The following is a 14,686-nucleotide window of genomic DNA, read 5'->3' on the forward strand; positions in this document are numbered from 1 at the left end:
ACGTTACGGTTTATTGGTGAAAGTATCATAATATCCACCAGGCTTTTAGCAACACCATACCCGAATGTGGAAACAATCCTTACAGCAGAGTTCCCACTAAAGGTAGACATTCCAGTCACCCAAACCCGTGAAGCGTTAGGTCGTTTAGCGTCTATCGCTGCAGAACGGGCAGTAGTTTTAAACGTTGAAGGTAACCGTCTGAGCGTTTCAGCAACTTCCCCTGATCACGGGTCCGGGTCGGAACATATTGAACTTTCACAACCTTACAACGATTTGATGGTGGCGTTAGCACCTAAACGACTGAACGAAGCACTTGTTGCGCATCAAAGCGACACTGTAACCCTAGGGTATGTGGGCCAACTCCAGCCGGTAGCGTTTTCGTCAAACAACCGGTTCCCGATTTTGACAGTAGTGTCCCCCGTACAAACCACAACCTAAAACACACCAGTAGTTGTTGTTAGTTAAACCGGGGGCCTTTTTAGGGTTTAACAGCACCTTTCTTTAGGTTATTGAAAGCAGGGGTACCTGTCAGGGTTGGCGGGGGGTTGTGGTGTGCAGATTTTGTGGGATGCTAAACAATCTGTGATCCATGGGTGGTTTGTCAGTAGTTGATGTGCTAGTAGATATCCCTAAAACGTTTCGATCGTTGTCCTATTTCGCGGGAGACGATCCGTTACATGTTGGGGATGAGGTAGTTGTTCCTTATGGGTCCCGAGAAGCCCGTGGTTTAGTTGTTGGGGAAGGATCTCTAGACAAAGCAACCCGTCATGTTGCACAGAAACTAGGTAACAGGTTCAACGGTTTCGACGTTACAGCTTTAGCGGACATAGCCCACCAACACATGGTTGATCCCCTGTTGTTGTGGAGACGTGTAGGGCCCACCAACCGGCCCCTCACACCCACAGTATTGTCACCCACCCCACCCAAGTCGGTACGGCTACCCCAACCAGATAACGTTACCAACCCCACCGGGGGGAAACTCGGACGGTACCTGATCTGCCCACCTAACTTAGAGTTGCTCACCGAAACAGTTTTGTGGGTAGTTTCTCGTTTAGCGACCGGAGCGCCTGTCGCTGGGTGCCAGACCAGGCCCGGTTCCGTTCTTGTTTTGTGCCCAACCAAAACCTGGGTAGAAGCGTTAGTTGGTGCTAGTGGTGGGGTTATAGCGAACCATACCACCCCAGGGGTGTGGGAACATTTCACTAACGGGACCTTGCCTATAGTTGCTGGTACGAGAGCGGCAGGGTGGTGGTCACCCCCAATGTTAGCTGGCATCGTTCTTGTTGATGACAGCCATGTTGGTCACCGAGAACAACGAAACCCGTTGACACACAGCCGTCAAATAGCCGCGGCTCGCACCAAAACCAACAAGGCAACTATGGTCACGGTGACCTCTAATGTTACCGCAGCCGGAATGTTGCCAGGGTTAAAAGTAGTTCGTGTCGCTCCACGTTCTCGATGGCCACACACCAAAATTGTTGATCGGAACAATGAACCCCCCGAAACAAAAACAGTCCCTACCGTTGTACAATCACTAGTCGCAACAGCGCTCACTAAAGGTGACCGTCCTGTTGTAGTAACCCCCCACCATCAAACAGTGTTGCGCTGTACCCACTGTTACACCCCAGCTGTAGAACCCAACAAACAGTGTGCAACCTGTGGCCAGAAAAACCAGAAAAGGTTTGGAATCACCCCCGAAACGATATCGAAATGTTTCCCTGCTAAAACACGGGTTATAGACCGGGCAGGGCTGGGCCGTCTCCGAAACCCTGCCAGCTTAACAGTTCTCCTAGACATTGACCCTTACCTGTATCGCGCCACACTAACACCAGCCACAGATTTAGCAGGGCTATACAATCTAGCAGCCCAAAAAACCCAACCTGGTGGGACACTAGTGTTTGTCACAACACAACCCGAACATAACCTGTTGCAACACTTTATCGCCAGAGACCCTTTAGCAGCAGCGAAAACAATCTGGGAAGAAGCCAAAACCGCTGGGTTACCACCCTTCAAACAAAAAACAGTGCTCCATTTTCAACGCAAAACCCGCCCCAACCTTTCCGAACTCTGCGGTACCGTGTACGGCCCTAAACAAACCGGTCCGAACAGCTGGGAAGCAACTATTTTGCACGACAAAACAGATATCCTACAGACACAACCCGCCTTAGGAAACCTTATAAAACGAGGTAACGTATACCTCCAGATCGATTAACCCAGCCACCCGAAACAGGTGTTGGGCGATCAGTGTTTGTTACACATCCCACAACAGGAACGTTTAGAAAACCCAACCATAGCTAGGGTGCTTGAGTGTTGAACACAGCGGCTGTTCATAACAGACCAAGGTTGTTTACAAACAAGGCTTTAGAAAGCCTCCCAAGGTTGGGGTTTGGGGTTGTACCACTGGCGTTAACAGTAACTCTCACCTAGGTAAAAAATACTCTTACCAACTTCGGTAAGAGCATAAAACAAACGAGAGCCCCTCATACGAGGGAAAGGAGAGACTGCTATGCGCAAAGTAGTCAGCAGTTTTTTTGTAGTTGCAACAGCCATCTTATTGATGGTTGTTACCCCGCAGGTTGCGGGGGCAGCGGTGGGGGGGCCTGACGCCCCAACACCTCAGCTCCCAACCACACCAACCACACCAACCACACCAACGGCACCCCCGGCCACGGTTCCACCAACGGTACCGCCCACTACGGTGCCACCCACTACGGTGCCGCCTGCCCCGGAGCCCCCAGCGGCTCCTGTGGTGCCGGAAAATCCGGCGGGTGTTGGTGGGCCTGAAAATTCGGGGCCGTCACCGGCCCCCGCCCCGGAAGGCAGCTCAACCCCGAGCTCAACCGGGGAAGCTGCTACTACTAACAATAGTAGTAGCAGCAGTACAGGGGTTTCGGAGGGGATACCGGTAGCTGCGGGCGTGGAAGACGCCGCAGCAGATCCGGCCCCTGCGACCACCACTGCAGAGACGGGTGTTGCTCAAACGGGCAGCTCCACAAACTCTGTGGTGGGAGAAACCCCTGCAGCAGCTACACCGGCTGCGGAAACAGCTGCGCCTGTGACTTCACAGGCAGCGGTTGAAACCCCTGCAGCCACACCCGCAGCTGCAGCACCTGCTGCAGGTGGTGCGGCGATGCCGTCGTTAGCGGCATCGTTGCCCTTTGTGGGTGGTTTGATCGCAGCGCTAGCTGCTTTCAAGACCCGCAAGGGTAACAAAACCGCAGCAGCAGCGGCCACCCCTATTGGTGCTTTACCAGTAGGGGATCGCAGTACCATTGTTTTGGTGGAACAGATCCACCAAAACGTGATCGACGCTAAAAGCGTCGAGAAGAAAACTTCTGTGAAAGCAAAAGTTTTCAAATAGTGTTAACAGGCCAGCAACGTTTGTTGTTGGCCTGTTTCTTTGTGTTTACGTGGTTGTGTTCGTCACCTAGGCCTCTAAAGTGTCTGTTATTGATACAGCCTCATGGTTGTGACAAACAATTTTGTTAGGCTACCCATTATCAGGTTTCTCCGTCTTGATAGTAGGTAGCAGGGACTTATCAAACCAGTTTCGTACCGTTTATGGTGTGAACAGGGTTGGTAAGACCAGCGCCTTTTAACAGCAGTTTCCTGACAACCTGTCTTCGGGCGGGTTGTTGGTTGAGATACTTTTTAAGGTGCTTCCCTTCGATAAACGTTCTTGTGCAACAAACAACGCAGAAGTTTGTTGTGAGGAACGTTAAACCGTTCGTGAAATATTCTCCCTATTTCATGAACATACCACCAACCCAGGCATTGGTTGGTGAGAAAAACTTACACCCACCCGACATGGTTCGGGTGGGTGTTTCTGCGTTCACAACACAAACCTTGTTTCGGACCCACACAGCTGAATGCGCCACCAAAAGAGTTGGTCACAATAACACCACCTAACCACATTGGCATGGTTTCAGATGGTCTGGGCAGGCAAAACAGAAACCGCCAACACTTATCGCAACACGTTTAGGACTGATGAATCACATGTCAAGCATTTCTTCCCCCGCCCCTACCCACACCTCTGGCAGTACCAAGACCACTGCTTCTAACATCTCTGGAGAACCAACCCCACCAAACCCGGCGTCTTTTAGTAACACCAAGAGTGTTCCTGGTGGTCGTAAAGGGTTAGAGATGTGGCGGCTATACACCACTGATACCGGCTCACCGTATGATGGTCTTGTTTTTGAGAAACGGTTAGCTAAAATCCAGGATTTTAAAACCGGTGAAACAAAATTTGAACTTGAAGTCGAAGTACCTACAGAATGGGATCAAGGTGCTGTTGATGTTTTAGCGTCTAAATATTGCCGTAAAACAGGTGTACCTGTTCTAGACAACACCGGAACACCTGTCATAGGGGATGACGGTAACATTGTTACAGGGCCTGAAACGTCAGTTAAACAAGTTGTGGAACGTTTAGCAAACGCTTGGATGTTGTGGGGTAAAAACAACAACTATTTTGCTAGTGACACAGACGCCGAGATTTATCGGGATGAAATGGTGTACATGTTGGTGCGTCAAATAGGCGCTCCGAACAGCCCCCAGTTTTTCAACACCGGCCTTTTTGAAGCGTACGGTATTGTGGAAGATAGTGAAGGCAACCAGTTTTTTAATCCTGAAACAGGGGTCACTGAACTTTCAGCACACAAATATGCTCGTTCAGCGGCGTCAGCGTGTTACATCCAAGGAGTGGCTGACAACCTGGTAGGTGATGGTGGTATCATGGAGTTCATCACCAACGAGGCTCGCCTGTTTAAAGGCGGGTCAGGGTCTGGGTCTAACCTGTCACAAATCCGTGAAAAAGGGTCGCCTTTAACCGGTGGTGGTTTCTCCTCAGGTGTTATGAGTTTCGCTAGAGCTGCGGACCGTTCCGCGGGGGCGATCAAATCTGGGGGAACAACACGCCGTGCAGCAAAAATGGTGATTTTGGACGCTGACCACCCTGACATTTTAGAGTTTGTTAACTCTAAAGTTGTAGAAGAAAAAACAGCGCAAACGTTGATCGCTGCCGGATATGATTCACATTATGACACTCCTGGCGGGGCGTACGACATTGTGTCGTTCCAAAACGCTAATCATTCGGTACGTATCCCACGAGGGTTCCTAGACAAAGTTAAAAACAACGAAAAGTTGGGTTTAGTGTCAAGACGGGACGGTTCTATCGTTGATCAGATAGACGCCTCCGAGTTGTGGGAAACAATAGCGCAGGCCGCTTGGTTCGCTGCAGATCCTGGGATACAGTTCGATGGGATTATTAACGATTGGGCTACAACCCCAAACGACGGACCGATCCGCGGATCGAACCCTTGTTCTGAATATCTCCACATTGACGACACTGCTTGTAACCTTGCTAGTTTGAACCTGGCCAAGTTTTTTGTTGGGGACACCTTCGAAAACCAAACATTCAACGTTGAACAGTTCATGCACGCTGTAAGGCTTTGGACTGTAACACTGGAAATAACTGTGGCAATGTCACATTACCCAACAGCTTTGGTAGCGAAAAACAGTTGGGAACACAGAACTTTAGGTTTAGGTTTCGCTAACCTTGGGGCACTAATTATGCGTGCCGGTTGGTCTTATGACTCTCCTGAAGCACGGTCCATTATGGGTGCGGTGACGTCGTTGATGACTTCAACAGCCTATGCGACCTCCGCAGCGCTAGCAGCTGTGGTGGGCCCCTGTGATGCGTATCCACGTAACAAAGAAGCCATGTTGAAAGTGCTGCGCAACCATCGCCGCGCTGCGCATGGCAGCGAACTAAACATCGAAGTGTCAGGGGATTATGAAGGTTTAGAAGTTATCCCACAAAGCATCGACCATAACCTGCTTAAAACTACACAGTTCGGTAACCTTTCAGAACAAGTTATCCACACATCTAATATGATGGTCGATCTCGTCGAAACTCACGGCGCTCGAAATATGCAGGTAACTGTGATCGCCCCAACAGGAACGATCGGGCTTTTGATGGGTTGTGACACTACTGGCCCGGAACCAGATTTTGCGTTAGTGAAATGGAAAGCGTTGGCTGGTGGTGGCACCATGAAAATCGTTAACCAGTCTGTGCCTGTAGCGTTACGTTCACTAGGTTACGACGAAAACACGGTTGAACGGATCGTGACCTATGCGCTTGGCACACAAACCTTAGTTTCTAGCACCCCGATCAACCAGGGTTCGTTAGCCGGGGCGGGGGTTAGCTTAGAAGAGCTGCAACAAATTGAGGCTGCTATTCCAACTTCTGTTGATCTTGCAGCAGCGTTCGTCCCGCATGTCACTGGCGATGAGTTGTATCTACGCAACGGTCTTGACCCTAACGTCACCCACCCCACAGTTTTGTTACAAAAACTAGGGTTCACCCCACAAGACATTGTGGTTTCCTCCCAAACAATCTGCGGCCGGGAAACTGTAGAAGGCGCCCCCGATCTTAAAACCAGCGACCTTGGTGTGTTTGACACTGCAAACCAGTGCGGCACAGGAACCAGACATATCCCATGGAGGGGACATGTTGAAGCCTTAGGTGCTATACAACCCCATGTGTCGGGAGGTATCTCTAAAACTATCAACCTTCCAAACCACGCAACCCCCGAAGATATTTTAGAAGCCCACAACCTTGCCTACGAAAAAGGTGTGAAATGTGTAGCTGTTTATAGAGACGGGTCTAAAGGTTCCCAACCTCTAACAAGTAGCGCCACCAACGACTCGGAAACCGAAAACGAAACACACCTAGAAACCAACCAGGTTGAAACCCCACACCAAAACACTAACCCCGCTAAAATTGTGGATAGTGATGTGGAAACAAAACCTGGTGTTAGCCCCACAGCGTTTTACAACGGGAAAGTCCCGCCAAGGTTCCGACTGCCAAAGAACCGTGCCGCACGCACATTTTCTTTCGAAATTGGAAACATGGACTGCTATCTCACCACCGGGGAGTACGACGACGGTACTTTAGGTGAAATCTGGTTGAGCGTAGCTAAAGACGGTTCAACAATGCGAGGAGCGTTCTCAGCGTTTTCTATTGCTATTAGCCTTGGGCTGCAACGAGGCGTACCCCTTGAACATTTCGTAGATAAATTTACGGGCCATAACTTTGCTCCCAACGGGATCGTTATCCACCCAAACCTTAAAATGGCGTCGTCTATACCAGACGCTATTTTTAGACTGTTAGGTTGGTGGTATCTAGACCGTGACGACCTGGTACAACTACCCGAGAGGGAAAACCTTCCAATACCGGCAGCTACAACCCCCAACCCAACATCCCCACTGGCAGACAACCAACCAGATGGCACTGTGGTAGCTGTGGTTGATTTGGGGCAAACATCATCACCTTATACAGGTAGTTTATGTCCGAATTGTTCTTCGTCACATATGGTTAAAAACGGTACCTGCGAAAGGTGCTTGGCATGCGGAGAAGTCACCGGCTGCAGTTAAATCCGGGGCATGTAAGGGTGTAGACCCCAAGTCTGCAAGCTAGTAATCACAAGGAACGGCCCCGCTGCTGCAGCGGGGCCTTTCTCCGTTTTGGAGAAATCTGGAAAGCATCCAACACGACATCACGCAGTCTTACTACAGTGACTCTTCATGTGGGGCACCAATGCGCTACACAATGTTGGCGTGCATCAACCATTCAAACTCACCAACCAGGTGTGGGTCTGTCACAAAAGATGTTACCTGTGCCTACCCCACAACAAATGACGTCTTATAGACGGTGGGGATGCCTACGGTTGGGGTTGTCGCTGTACTTGTGGTTCATAACCGTTGAGACCACAACACACCACCTTGTACATGTAACGATAGAACGGTTGTTACCACCGCCTTGGACACGGACCGGTGGAAGCGGGTAGATAACTTGGGGGTGTGGTGACAGGTTGGTTGGGTCACAACACAGTTTGGGGTTGTGGCGGGGCCTGTAGAGGGGGCTGGTTGTCCAGGTTGGGGTGTGTGGTGAAATCACAGAATCGGGCACCATGGGACGCAAGGACACAGGTTTAGCTTGTCTGTTATTGAAAACAGGCTGTAAAAGTATTGTTACCGACTAAGATGCAAGAGAACTATGACATTAACAACCACCGGATCGTTTAGCGACAAAGTCAACTTTATTTGGGCGGTAGCAGACCTGCTACGAGGTACTTTTAAACAGTCTGAGTATGGCAAAGTAATACAGCCATTGGTTGTGCTTCGCAGACTTGACTGTGTTTTAGAACCCACAAAACCAGCGGTTCTGGAACGCGCCAAAAAACTAGCGGAACGTATCGACAACCCTGACGCAGCGTTGAAAGCAACCGCCGGCTACGAGTTTTACAACACGTCCCTGTTTAGTTTTGAAACTCTTACAAACGATCCGGGGAACCTTGCTGCGAACCTTCGTTCCTACATTGGTGGCTATTCACCTTCTGCTAGGGATGTGATCGACAAGTTCCGTTTCGATGACACAATTAAACGTCTCGACCAGGCCAACTTGTTGTACCAGGTTGTTGCAAAGTTCGCTGATCTAGATTTACATCCCGATAGTGTTGATAACCATGAGATGGGTTACATCTACGAGGAGTTGATCCGAAGGTTCTCTGAACAGTCTAATGAAACCGCTGGAGAACATTTCACACCCCGAGAAGTTATTCGTCTCATGGTTGATTTGTTACTAGCTGAAGACGACAAAGTTCTCAGCGAACCAGGTATTGTGAAAACCATTTTTGACCCGGCATGTGGGACCGGTGGGATGCTCGCCACAGCGCAAGACCATCTAAAAGCGTTAAACCCGTACGCCCACCTAGAAGTATTTGGTCAAGAACTTAACGACGAGTCGTACGCTATTTGCCGTTCCGACATGATGTTAAAAGGTCACAACTCGGAAAATATTGTGAACGGAAACTCGTTTTCCCAAGACGGTTTTCCAGGACGTACCTTCGACTATCTGATCGCAAATCCCCCTTTTGGGGTGGCGTGGCGCCAGATCGAAAAAATAGTTAAAGACGAAGCATCACAACTAGGGTTCCAAGGACGTTTCGGGGCTGGGCTGCCCCGTATCAACGACGGAAGTCTACTGTTTTTACAGCACATGATTTCCAAAATGAAAACCCCCGAAGAGGGAGGATCACGGGTAGCTATCGTGTTCAACGGTTCCCCCCTTTTTACTGGCGGCGCGGGGTCCGGTGAATCTGAGATTCGTCGATGGATCATCGAAAACGATTGGTTGGAAGCAGTTGTGGCTTTACCTGACCAGTTGTTTTACAACACTGGTATCTCCACCTATTTTTGGATTGTTACCAACCGAAAAAACCCGGAACGAAAAGGACTGATACAGCTAGTCGACGCTCGCAACAGTTTCGTGAAAATGCGGAAAAGCCTCGGTGAGAAACGTAAAGAAATCAGTCCAGAACAAATCAAAGAAATCGTAGAAACCTACGGGTCGTTCACAGACACCGACAACACCGACGGTGTAAAAGTAAAAATCTTGCCTAACGAATCGTTCGGGTTTTTACGGATCAACGTTGAACGACCTCTCCGGCTCAGCTGGGGTGTCACGACTGAAACTGCTGATGAGTTTAAAACAACCAAAACCTATGAACAGCTCATCACCAAAATAGCTGAGGTGGAACCAGAAGACGCTGCAGCAGCTTTCACACAAATCACTACAGCCCTTACCGGGAAAGTGTTCGATACCCCAGATAGCTTTGAAGATGCTTTCGCGGCGGAAACGATCAAAGCTTGGAAGGGGCTCGGTTGGGAATACACCGACGGGGAACCACCAGCAGGACGTAACGCTTTTGCTACAGCCTTTGAATGCACCCCTGCGATAGGGAAACGAACTATTAGTTATTTCGGTATCCGTAACCCTGACGCCCCGGTTGTGTTAGACCGTCACGGTAACCCGGAACCAGACTCAGATCTGTCCGACAACGAAAACGTGCCGCTACCAGCCATGTCCGTCACCTACGATAACGATGTTAGTGACCGGTTGGAAAGTGTTGAGTACCGCACCACAATCGAAAACTATATGGTGACCGAGGTGTTACCTTATGTGCCTGACGCTTGGGTTGATCACACCAAAACACGTGTCGGTTACGAAATCCCGTTAACACGTCATTTCTACACTTACACACCACCCCGACCTTTGGCTGAGATAGACGCAGAGATCAAACAACTAGAAACTGAGATCCAGGAGTTGCTTGGTGAGGTTACCAGGTGACTAGTGTGCTTAGTGATTTAGGAGACACTTTACCATTCGGTCGTGTTGTGAAGCGTAGACGGGTTACAAACCAACCTGATCTTGAACCGTTGAGTGTCTTCTTAGATGTAGGCGTAGTTCCTAGAGCAAGCCGCGATGACAATCACAATCGCTTAGGTTCTGACCTGTCCAAATATCTGGTGGTAGAACCAGGCGACATTGTTTTTAATAAGCTGCGGACTTGGCAAGGCGGTTTTGGTTTCAGTAAATACCACGGGATTGTCAGCCCAGCATATTTTGTATGCCAGTGTGCATCTTCGTTTGAACCCCGCTATTTACATTATCTATTCAGAAGCACACCGTATCTAGCGGAGCTAACACGAATTTCGAAATTTATGCCTCCGTCCCAGTTCGACATTAGTTGGGAGGACCTGAAACAAGTCCCCATTCAGCAGAAACCATTAGCAGAGCAACGCCTGGTAGCGGATTATTTGGACGTAGAAACAGGACGTATTGACAAACTCATAAGCACGAAACAGCAGCTAATCGAACTGCTTGAAGAGCGGCAACAAGTTCTAATTACCGGCACAGTTTTAGGAGAGACCAACTACCGAGGTTCTGCAACTCGTAACCTAAACATGAACTTTTCTACTAGAGGTGGGTGCGCATTTGATCGGGGCTGGTGGCGAGGGCAACCCCCGAATGGTTGGGCAACTGCCCGGTTGAAAGATCTTGTAAAACTTACAAACGGATGGGCGTTCGACTCTGGACGCTTTGGTGACACTGGAGTCCCATTAATTCGGATTCGAGATCTTGGTAAAGCAGATACAGAGACGAAGTATGACGGGCCCGTGCCGCAGGAGGTCCTCGTTGAAAGGGGTGACCTGCTTGTCGGGATGGACGGTGATTTTAATTCAGCAGTCTGGAAGGGGCCACCCGCAGCACTGAACCAGCGCTTATGTAGACTTCGTGCCGTTGGTGAATTGGATCAACGCTACCTAATGTACATGATTGATCTGCCCCTTAGACACATCAACCTATTGACTTACGCTACAACCGTCAAACATCTCAGTTCGGTTGATCTTCTCGACCAGCGAGTTCCGCTCCCCCCACGTCACGAGCAGCAAGCAATTGTAGATTTTCTTGACACCGAAACTGCCCGCATAAGTGAAATAGTTCAAAAGATGCGACGTCAGATCGGTCTGTTACGAGAACATCGACAGGCGTTGATCACAGCAGCGGTGACGGGCGAGTTGGAGATCACATGACCGTAAAATCTAAAGAAATCCATTTCGAAGACGACGTTGTTTCAGGGCTAGTTAACCACGGCTGGAAACTTGGGGCAGCTTCCAACATCGACCTGAAAACCGGTTTAGATACCAACGAACTACTCGATTTTATAGAAACCACCCAACCCGACGCTTGGAACCAACTAACAACCAACTTTGGTAGCGACCCCCAAAAAACAGGGTCCGAGTTTATTAAACGACTCACATCCGAAATTGACAGGCGTGGCACTATAGATGTGTTACGTAAAGGTATCCAAGGTTGGGGGCAACGGTTCGTGTTGTGTTACCCGAAACCATCCTCCACAAAAAACCCGGTATTAACTGACCTGTATCAAGCAAACCGGTTGGTTGTAACCCGCCAGCAACGCTACACATCAGACCAGAAAAACACGTTAGATGTGGTGCTATGGGTAAACGGGTTACCAGTAGTAACTGTTGAACTGAAAAACCTGTTGACCGGTCAAAGTGTTGAAGATGCTAAACAACAATACCGGGAAAACCGTGACCCTAAAAACTTGTTTCTCTCGAAACGAGCGGTAGCCCACTTCGCTGTTGACCCGCATCTAGTGTTTATGACAACACGTCTCAAAGGCCGTGAAACAACATTTTTACCATTCAACCAAGGCTATGACGGGCACAAAGGCAACCCGCCATCCACAACAGGTCACCGAAGCTCCTATTTGTGGGAACAGGTTTGGGAACGACACGCGTTCTTAGACCTTATCCACCGGTTTATACACACCGAAATCGGTGATGACGGGAAACCAACCGGCACCATAATATTTCCCCGTTACCACCAATGGGACGCTGTACGGGCCGCTGAAACCCATGCTTATACACATGGCGTGGGCCACAAATATTTGTTTCAACATTCTGCTGGTTCAGGGAAATCAAACACGATCGCTTGGACCGCTCACCGTTTATCGGTGTTACACGACGAGCTCGACAACCCGGTGTTTGAAAAAGTGATTGTGATCACCGACCGGCGGGTGTTAGATGACCAGCTGTCAAAAACGGTTGCCCAGTTTGATCATACCCCTGGAGTAGTTCGCAGGATCGATGATGCTACATCGTCGAAATCAAAAAAACTTTCAGAAGCGTTAGCAACAACCACGGCCCGAATCATTATTTGTACTTTACAAACGTTTTCGTTTGTAGATAAACACCTTGGGGTAGGCCAAAAAAACTATGCGGTGATTGTTGATGAGGCACACTCCTCACAAACCGGTGCCGCTGCGTCCGATTTGAAAAGTGTGTTAGGTAAAAAATCGGAAGAAGCCCGTTTAACACAAGCCGAAAAACAAGAAGCTGGGGAACCCCTGTCGGGTGAAGATAAACTTGTTGAAGTTTTAGCAGCTCGGGGCAACCAAAAAAACCTGTCGTTTTTTGCTTTCACAGCTACACCCAAAGCTAAAACTGTGGCCCTGTTCGGTACCCCCGGCTCGGACGGTAAACCCCAGCCGTTTCACACCTATCCGATGCGTCAAGCAATAGAAGAAGGTTTCATTCTTGACGTGTTAAAACAATACACAACATTCGAGGTGTATTGGCGGGTGAAACAAACCAGTGATAACGACCCTGAAGTTGAAAAACACAAAGCGTCCAGCGCTATAGGTAAAACAATCCAACTCCACCCCCACAACCTGGGGATGCGTGCCAAAGTAATCGTTGACCATTACCGTCAACATGTACGCAACGAAATCGGTGGCCACGCCAAAGCAATGGTAGTGACCTCATCACGTTTACATGCTGTGCGCATGAAACAAGCAATCGACCGGTACCTGTCTGACCATCACATATCCGACACTAAAGCACTAGTAGCCTTCTCAGGGGTTGTGGTAGACCCTGACGACCCATCCAACAGTTTCACTGAAGCTGCGATGAACAAACATCCAGAATCAGAAACCGCTGCCCGGTTCAAAGGCGACCTGCCTTTTAACCCCAACGACTATCAAGTAATGATCGTCGCAGAAAAATATCAGACCGGGTTTGATGTGCCACTGCTACTTGCTATGTATGTCGATAAAAAACTAGAAGGTGTTAACGCTGTACAAACCCTGGCCCGGCTAAACCGGATCCACCCCGGCAAACCAACCCCGTTCGTACTAGATTTTCGTAACACCGCCACCTCCATCGCGGATTCGTTCCGCCCCTGGTTCGATACCACCATTGTAGAACCTGTTGATGCTAACACCCTTTACACCTACCAAAACGACTTGTATTCCCACCAGGTGTTCAACAACACAGAAGTAGACCACTACTGGGACGTGTTTTACCAAACAGCGGTAAATGAACACAAAACCAATGCTGCTCTCTACAAAGCGTTAGAAACACCACTCACCCGGTTCGTAGCACTCAACAAAACCAGCCAAGAACAGTTCCGCTCCGACGCTGACACGTTTATCCGGGCCTACGGGTTCCTCACCCAGATAGCTACCTGGACCGACCAAGACCTAGAAAAGCTTTACGTTTTTATAAAATCGTTCGTAACAAACCTGCCCCGCCCCGACGGGGACGGAGCGTTAGACCTCGGATCCGAAGTAGAACTAACCCATCTCCGTATCGAAAAACAAGGCGATTTTGATGTGTCACTCATCACCAACAACGATGAAGTTGACCCTCTGATCGTTTACCCAGGAAACGGGGCGACCAGCACCACCGACCCCGAACTAGACCGTCTTTCCGTGATCATAAACCGTTTGAACGAAAAGTTCGGGATGAACCTGTCCCTAACAGATGTGCTCCTTTTTGAACAGTTCAAAAGAGACTGGGAAAACGACCCTGAGATACAAGCCGCTGCTAAAGCAAACAGCTTCGAAAGTTTCATGGTTGTTTTCACCAAAAAATTTATGAACATAGTCCTCACACGGATGGACACCAACGCCGATATTTTTAAAGCGATCCTAGATGAAGAAACATTCGCGAAAGACCTGGAAAGTTCTTACGGCAAAGACGTCTATGAAACGTTAACCAACAAAAACTAGGACTTACCGGCTCAACAAACACAAAACCCCAAACCAGCCCAGACACCAAATGAACCAGCATTAGTGTCAGAAACAGGTACTTCCCACATCAAACTCTAGAGTTGTGGGAAGGCAACAACTAACACACGGGACAGGTTGTTACAGTAGTTTTGGTACAGAACACCAACCCGGATAACTAGCTGTTGTTGTCTACCAGATGTGGGTGGTGGGCAGCCTCTCAACATTTTTGTTCCAACGTGTGGCGC

At 49.2% G+C, this 14,686-nt stretch carries 8 protein-coding genes; 7 read left to right on the forward strand and 1 reads right to left on the reverse strand.

What is annotated here, in order from left to right:
• A partial coding sequence (locus WC184_11770; GenBank protein MFA7478543.1) for a hypothetical protein occupies positions 1-438 on the forward strand: 438 nt, incomplete at its 5' end.
• A 151-nt stretch (positions 439-589) separates the two neighbouring features.
• Positions 590-2,212: a hypothetical protein gene (locus WC184_11775; GenBank protein ID MFA7478544.1), complete on the forward strand. Its 1,623-nt coding sequence runs from the start codon at positions 590-592 to the stop codon at positions 2,210-2,212.
• A 404-nt stretch (positions 2,213-2,616) separates the two neighbouring features.
• On the opposite strand, the gene WC184_11780 is transcribed toward WC184_11775, so the two are convergent.
• Positions 2,617-2,958 (reverse strand): hypothetical protein, encoded by a 342-nt coding sequence (locus WC184_11780; GenBank protein MFA7478545.1) that lies wholly within the window; start codon positions 2,956-2,958, stop codon positions 2,617-2,619.
• 46 nt (positions 2,959-3,004) lie between these two features.
• Between WC184_11780 and WC184_11785 the strand changes: the two genes are divergently transcribed.
• From WC184_11785 to WC184_11805, 5 genes are all read left to right on the forward strand, one after another.
• A complete protein-coding gene (locus tag WC184_11785) occupies positions 3,005-3,361 on the forward strand; it encodes a hypothetical protein (protein MFA7478546.1) in 357 nt (118 codons plus the stop codon).
• A 635-nt stretch (positions 3,362-3,996) separates the two neighbouring features.
• On the forward strand, positions 3,997-7,434 hold the full coding sequence (locus WC184_11790) for an adenosylcobalamin-dependent ribonucleoside-diphosphate reductase (GenBank protein ID MFA7478547.1): 3,438 nt from the start codon (positions 3,997-3,999) through the stop codon (positions 7,432-7,434).
• A 622-nt stretch (positions 7,435-8,056) separates the two neighbouring features.
• Positions 8,057-10,189 (forward strand): class I SAM-dependent DNA methyltransferase, encoded by a 2,133-nt coding sequence (locus WC184_11795; protein ID MFA7478548.1) that lies wholly within the window; start codon positions 8,057-8,059, stop codon positions 10,187-10,189.
• 5 nt (positions 10,190-10,194) lie between these two features.
• On the forward strand, positions 10,195-11,436 hold the full coding sequence (locus WC184_11800; protein MFA7478549.1) for a restriction endonuclease subunit S: 1,242 nt from the start codon (positions 10,195-10,197) through the stop codon (positions 11,434-11,436).
• Complete coding sequence (locus WC184_11805; GenBank protein MFA7478550.1) at positions 11,433-14,441, forward strand: type I restriction endonuclease; 3,009 nt, start codon at positions 11,433-11,435, stop codon at positions 14,439-14,441. Before WC184_11800 ends, WC184_11805 begins: the two co-directional genes overlap by 4 nt.
• Positions 14,442-14,686: the final 245 nt, after the last annotated feature.

Source organism: Acidimicrobiia bacterium (assembly GCA_041676705.1).
Classification (GTDB): domain Bacteria; phylum Actinomycetota; class Acidimicrobiia; order Acidimicrobiales; family SKKL01; genus Actinomarinicola.

What these genes read in the sequence shown, in the direction of transcription:
- WC184_11775 (MFA7478544.1), top strand. Translation starts at nt 590, where the DNA reads ATGGGTGGTTTGTCAGTAGTTGATGTGCTAGTAGATATCCCTAAAACG.
- WC184_11790 (MFA7478547.1), top strand. Translation starts at nt 3,997, where the DNA reads ATGTCAAGCATTTCTTCCCCCGCCCCTACCCACACCTCTGGCAGTACC.
- WC184_11805 (MFA7478550.1), top strand. Translation starts at nt 11,433, where the DNA reads ATGACCGTAAAATCTAAAGAAATCCATTTCGAAGACGACGTTGTTTCA.
- WC184_11795 (MFA7478548.1), top strand. Translation starts at nt 8,057, where the DNA reads ATGACATTAACAACCACCGGATCGTTTAGCGACAAAGTCAACTTTATT.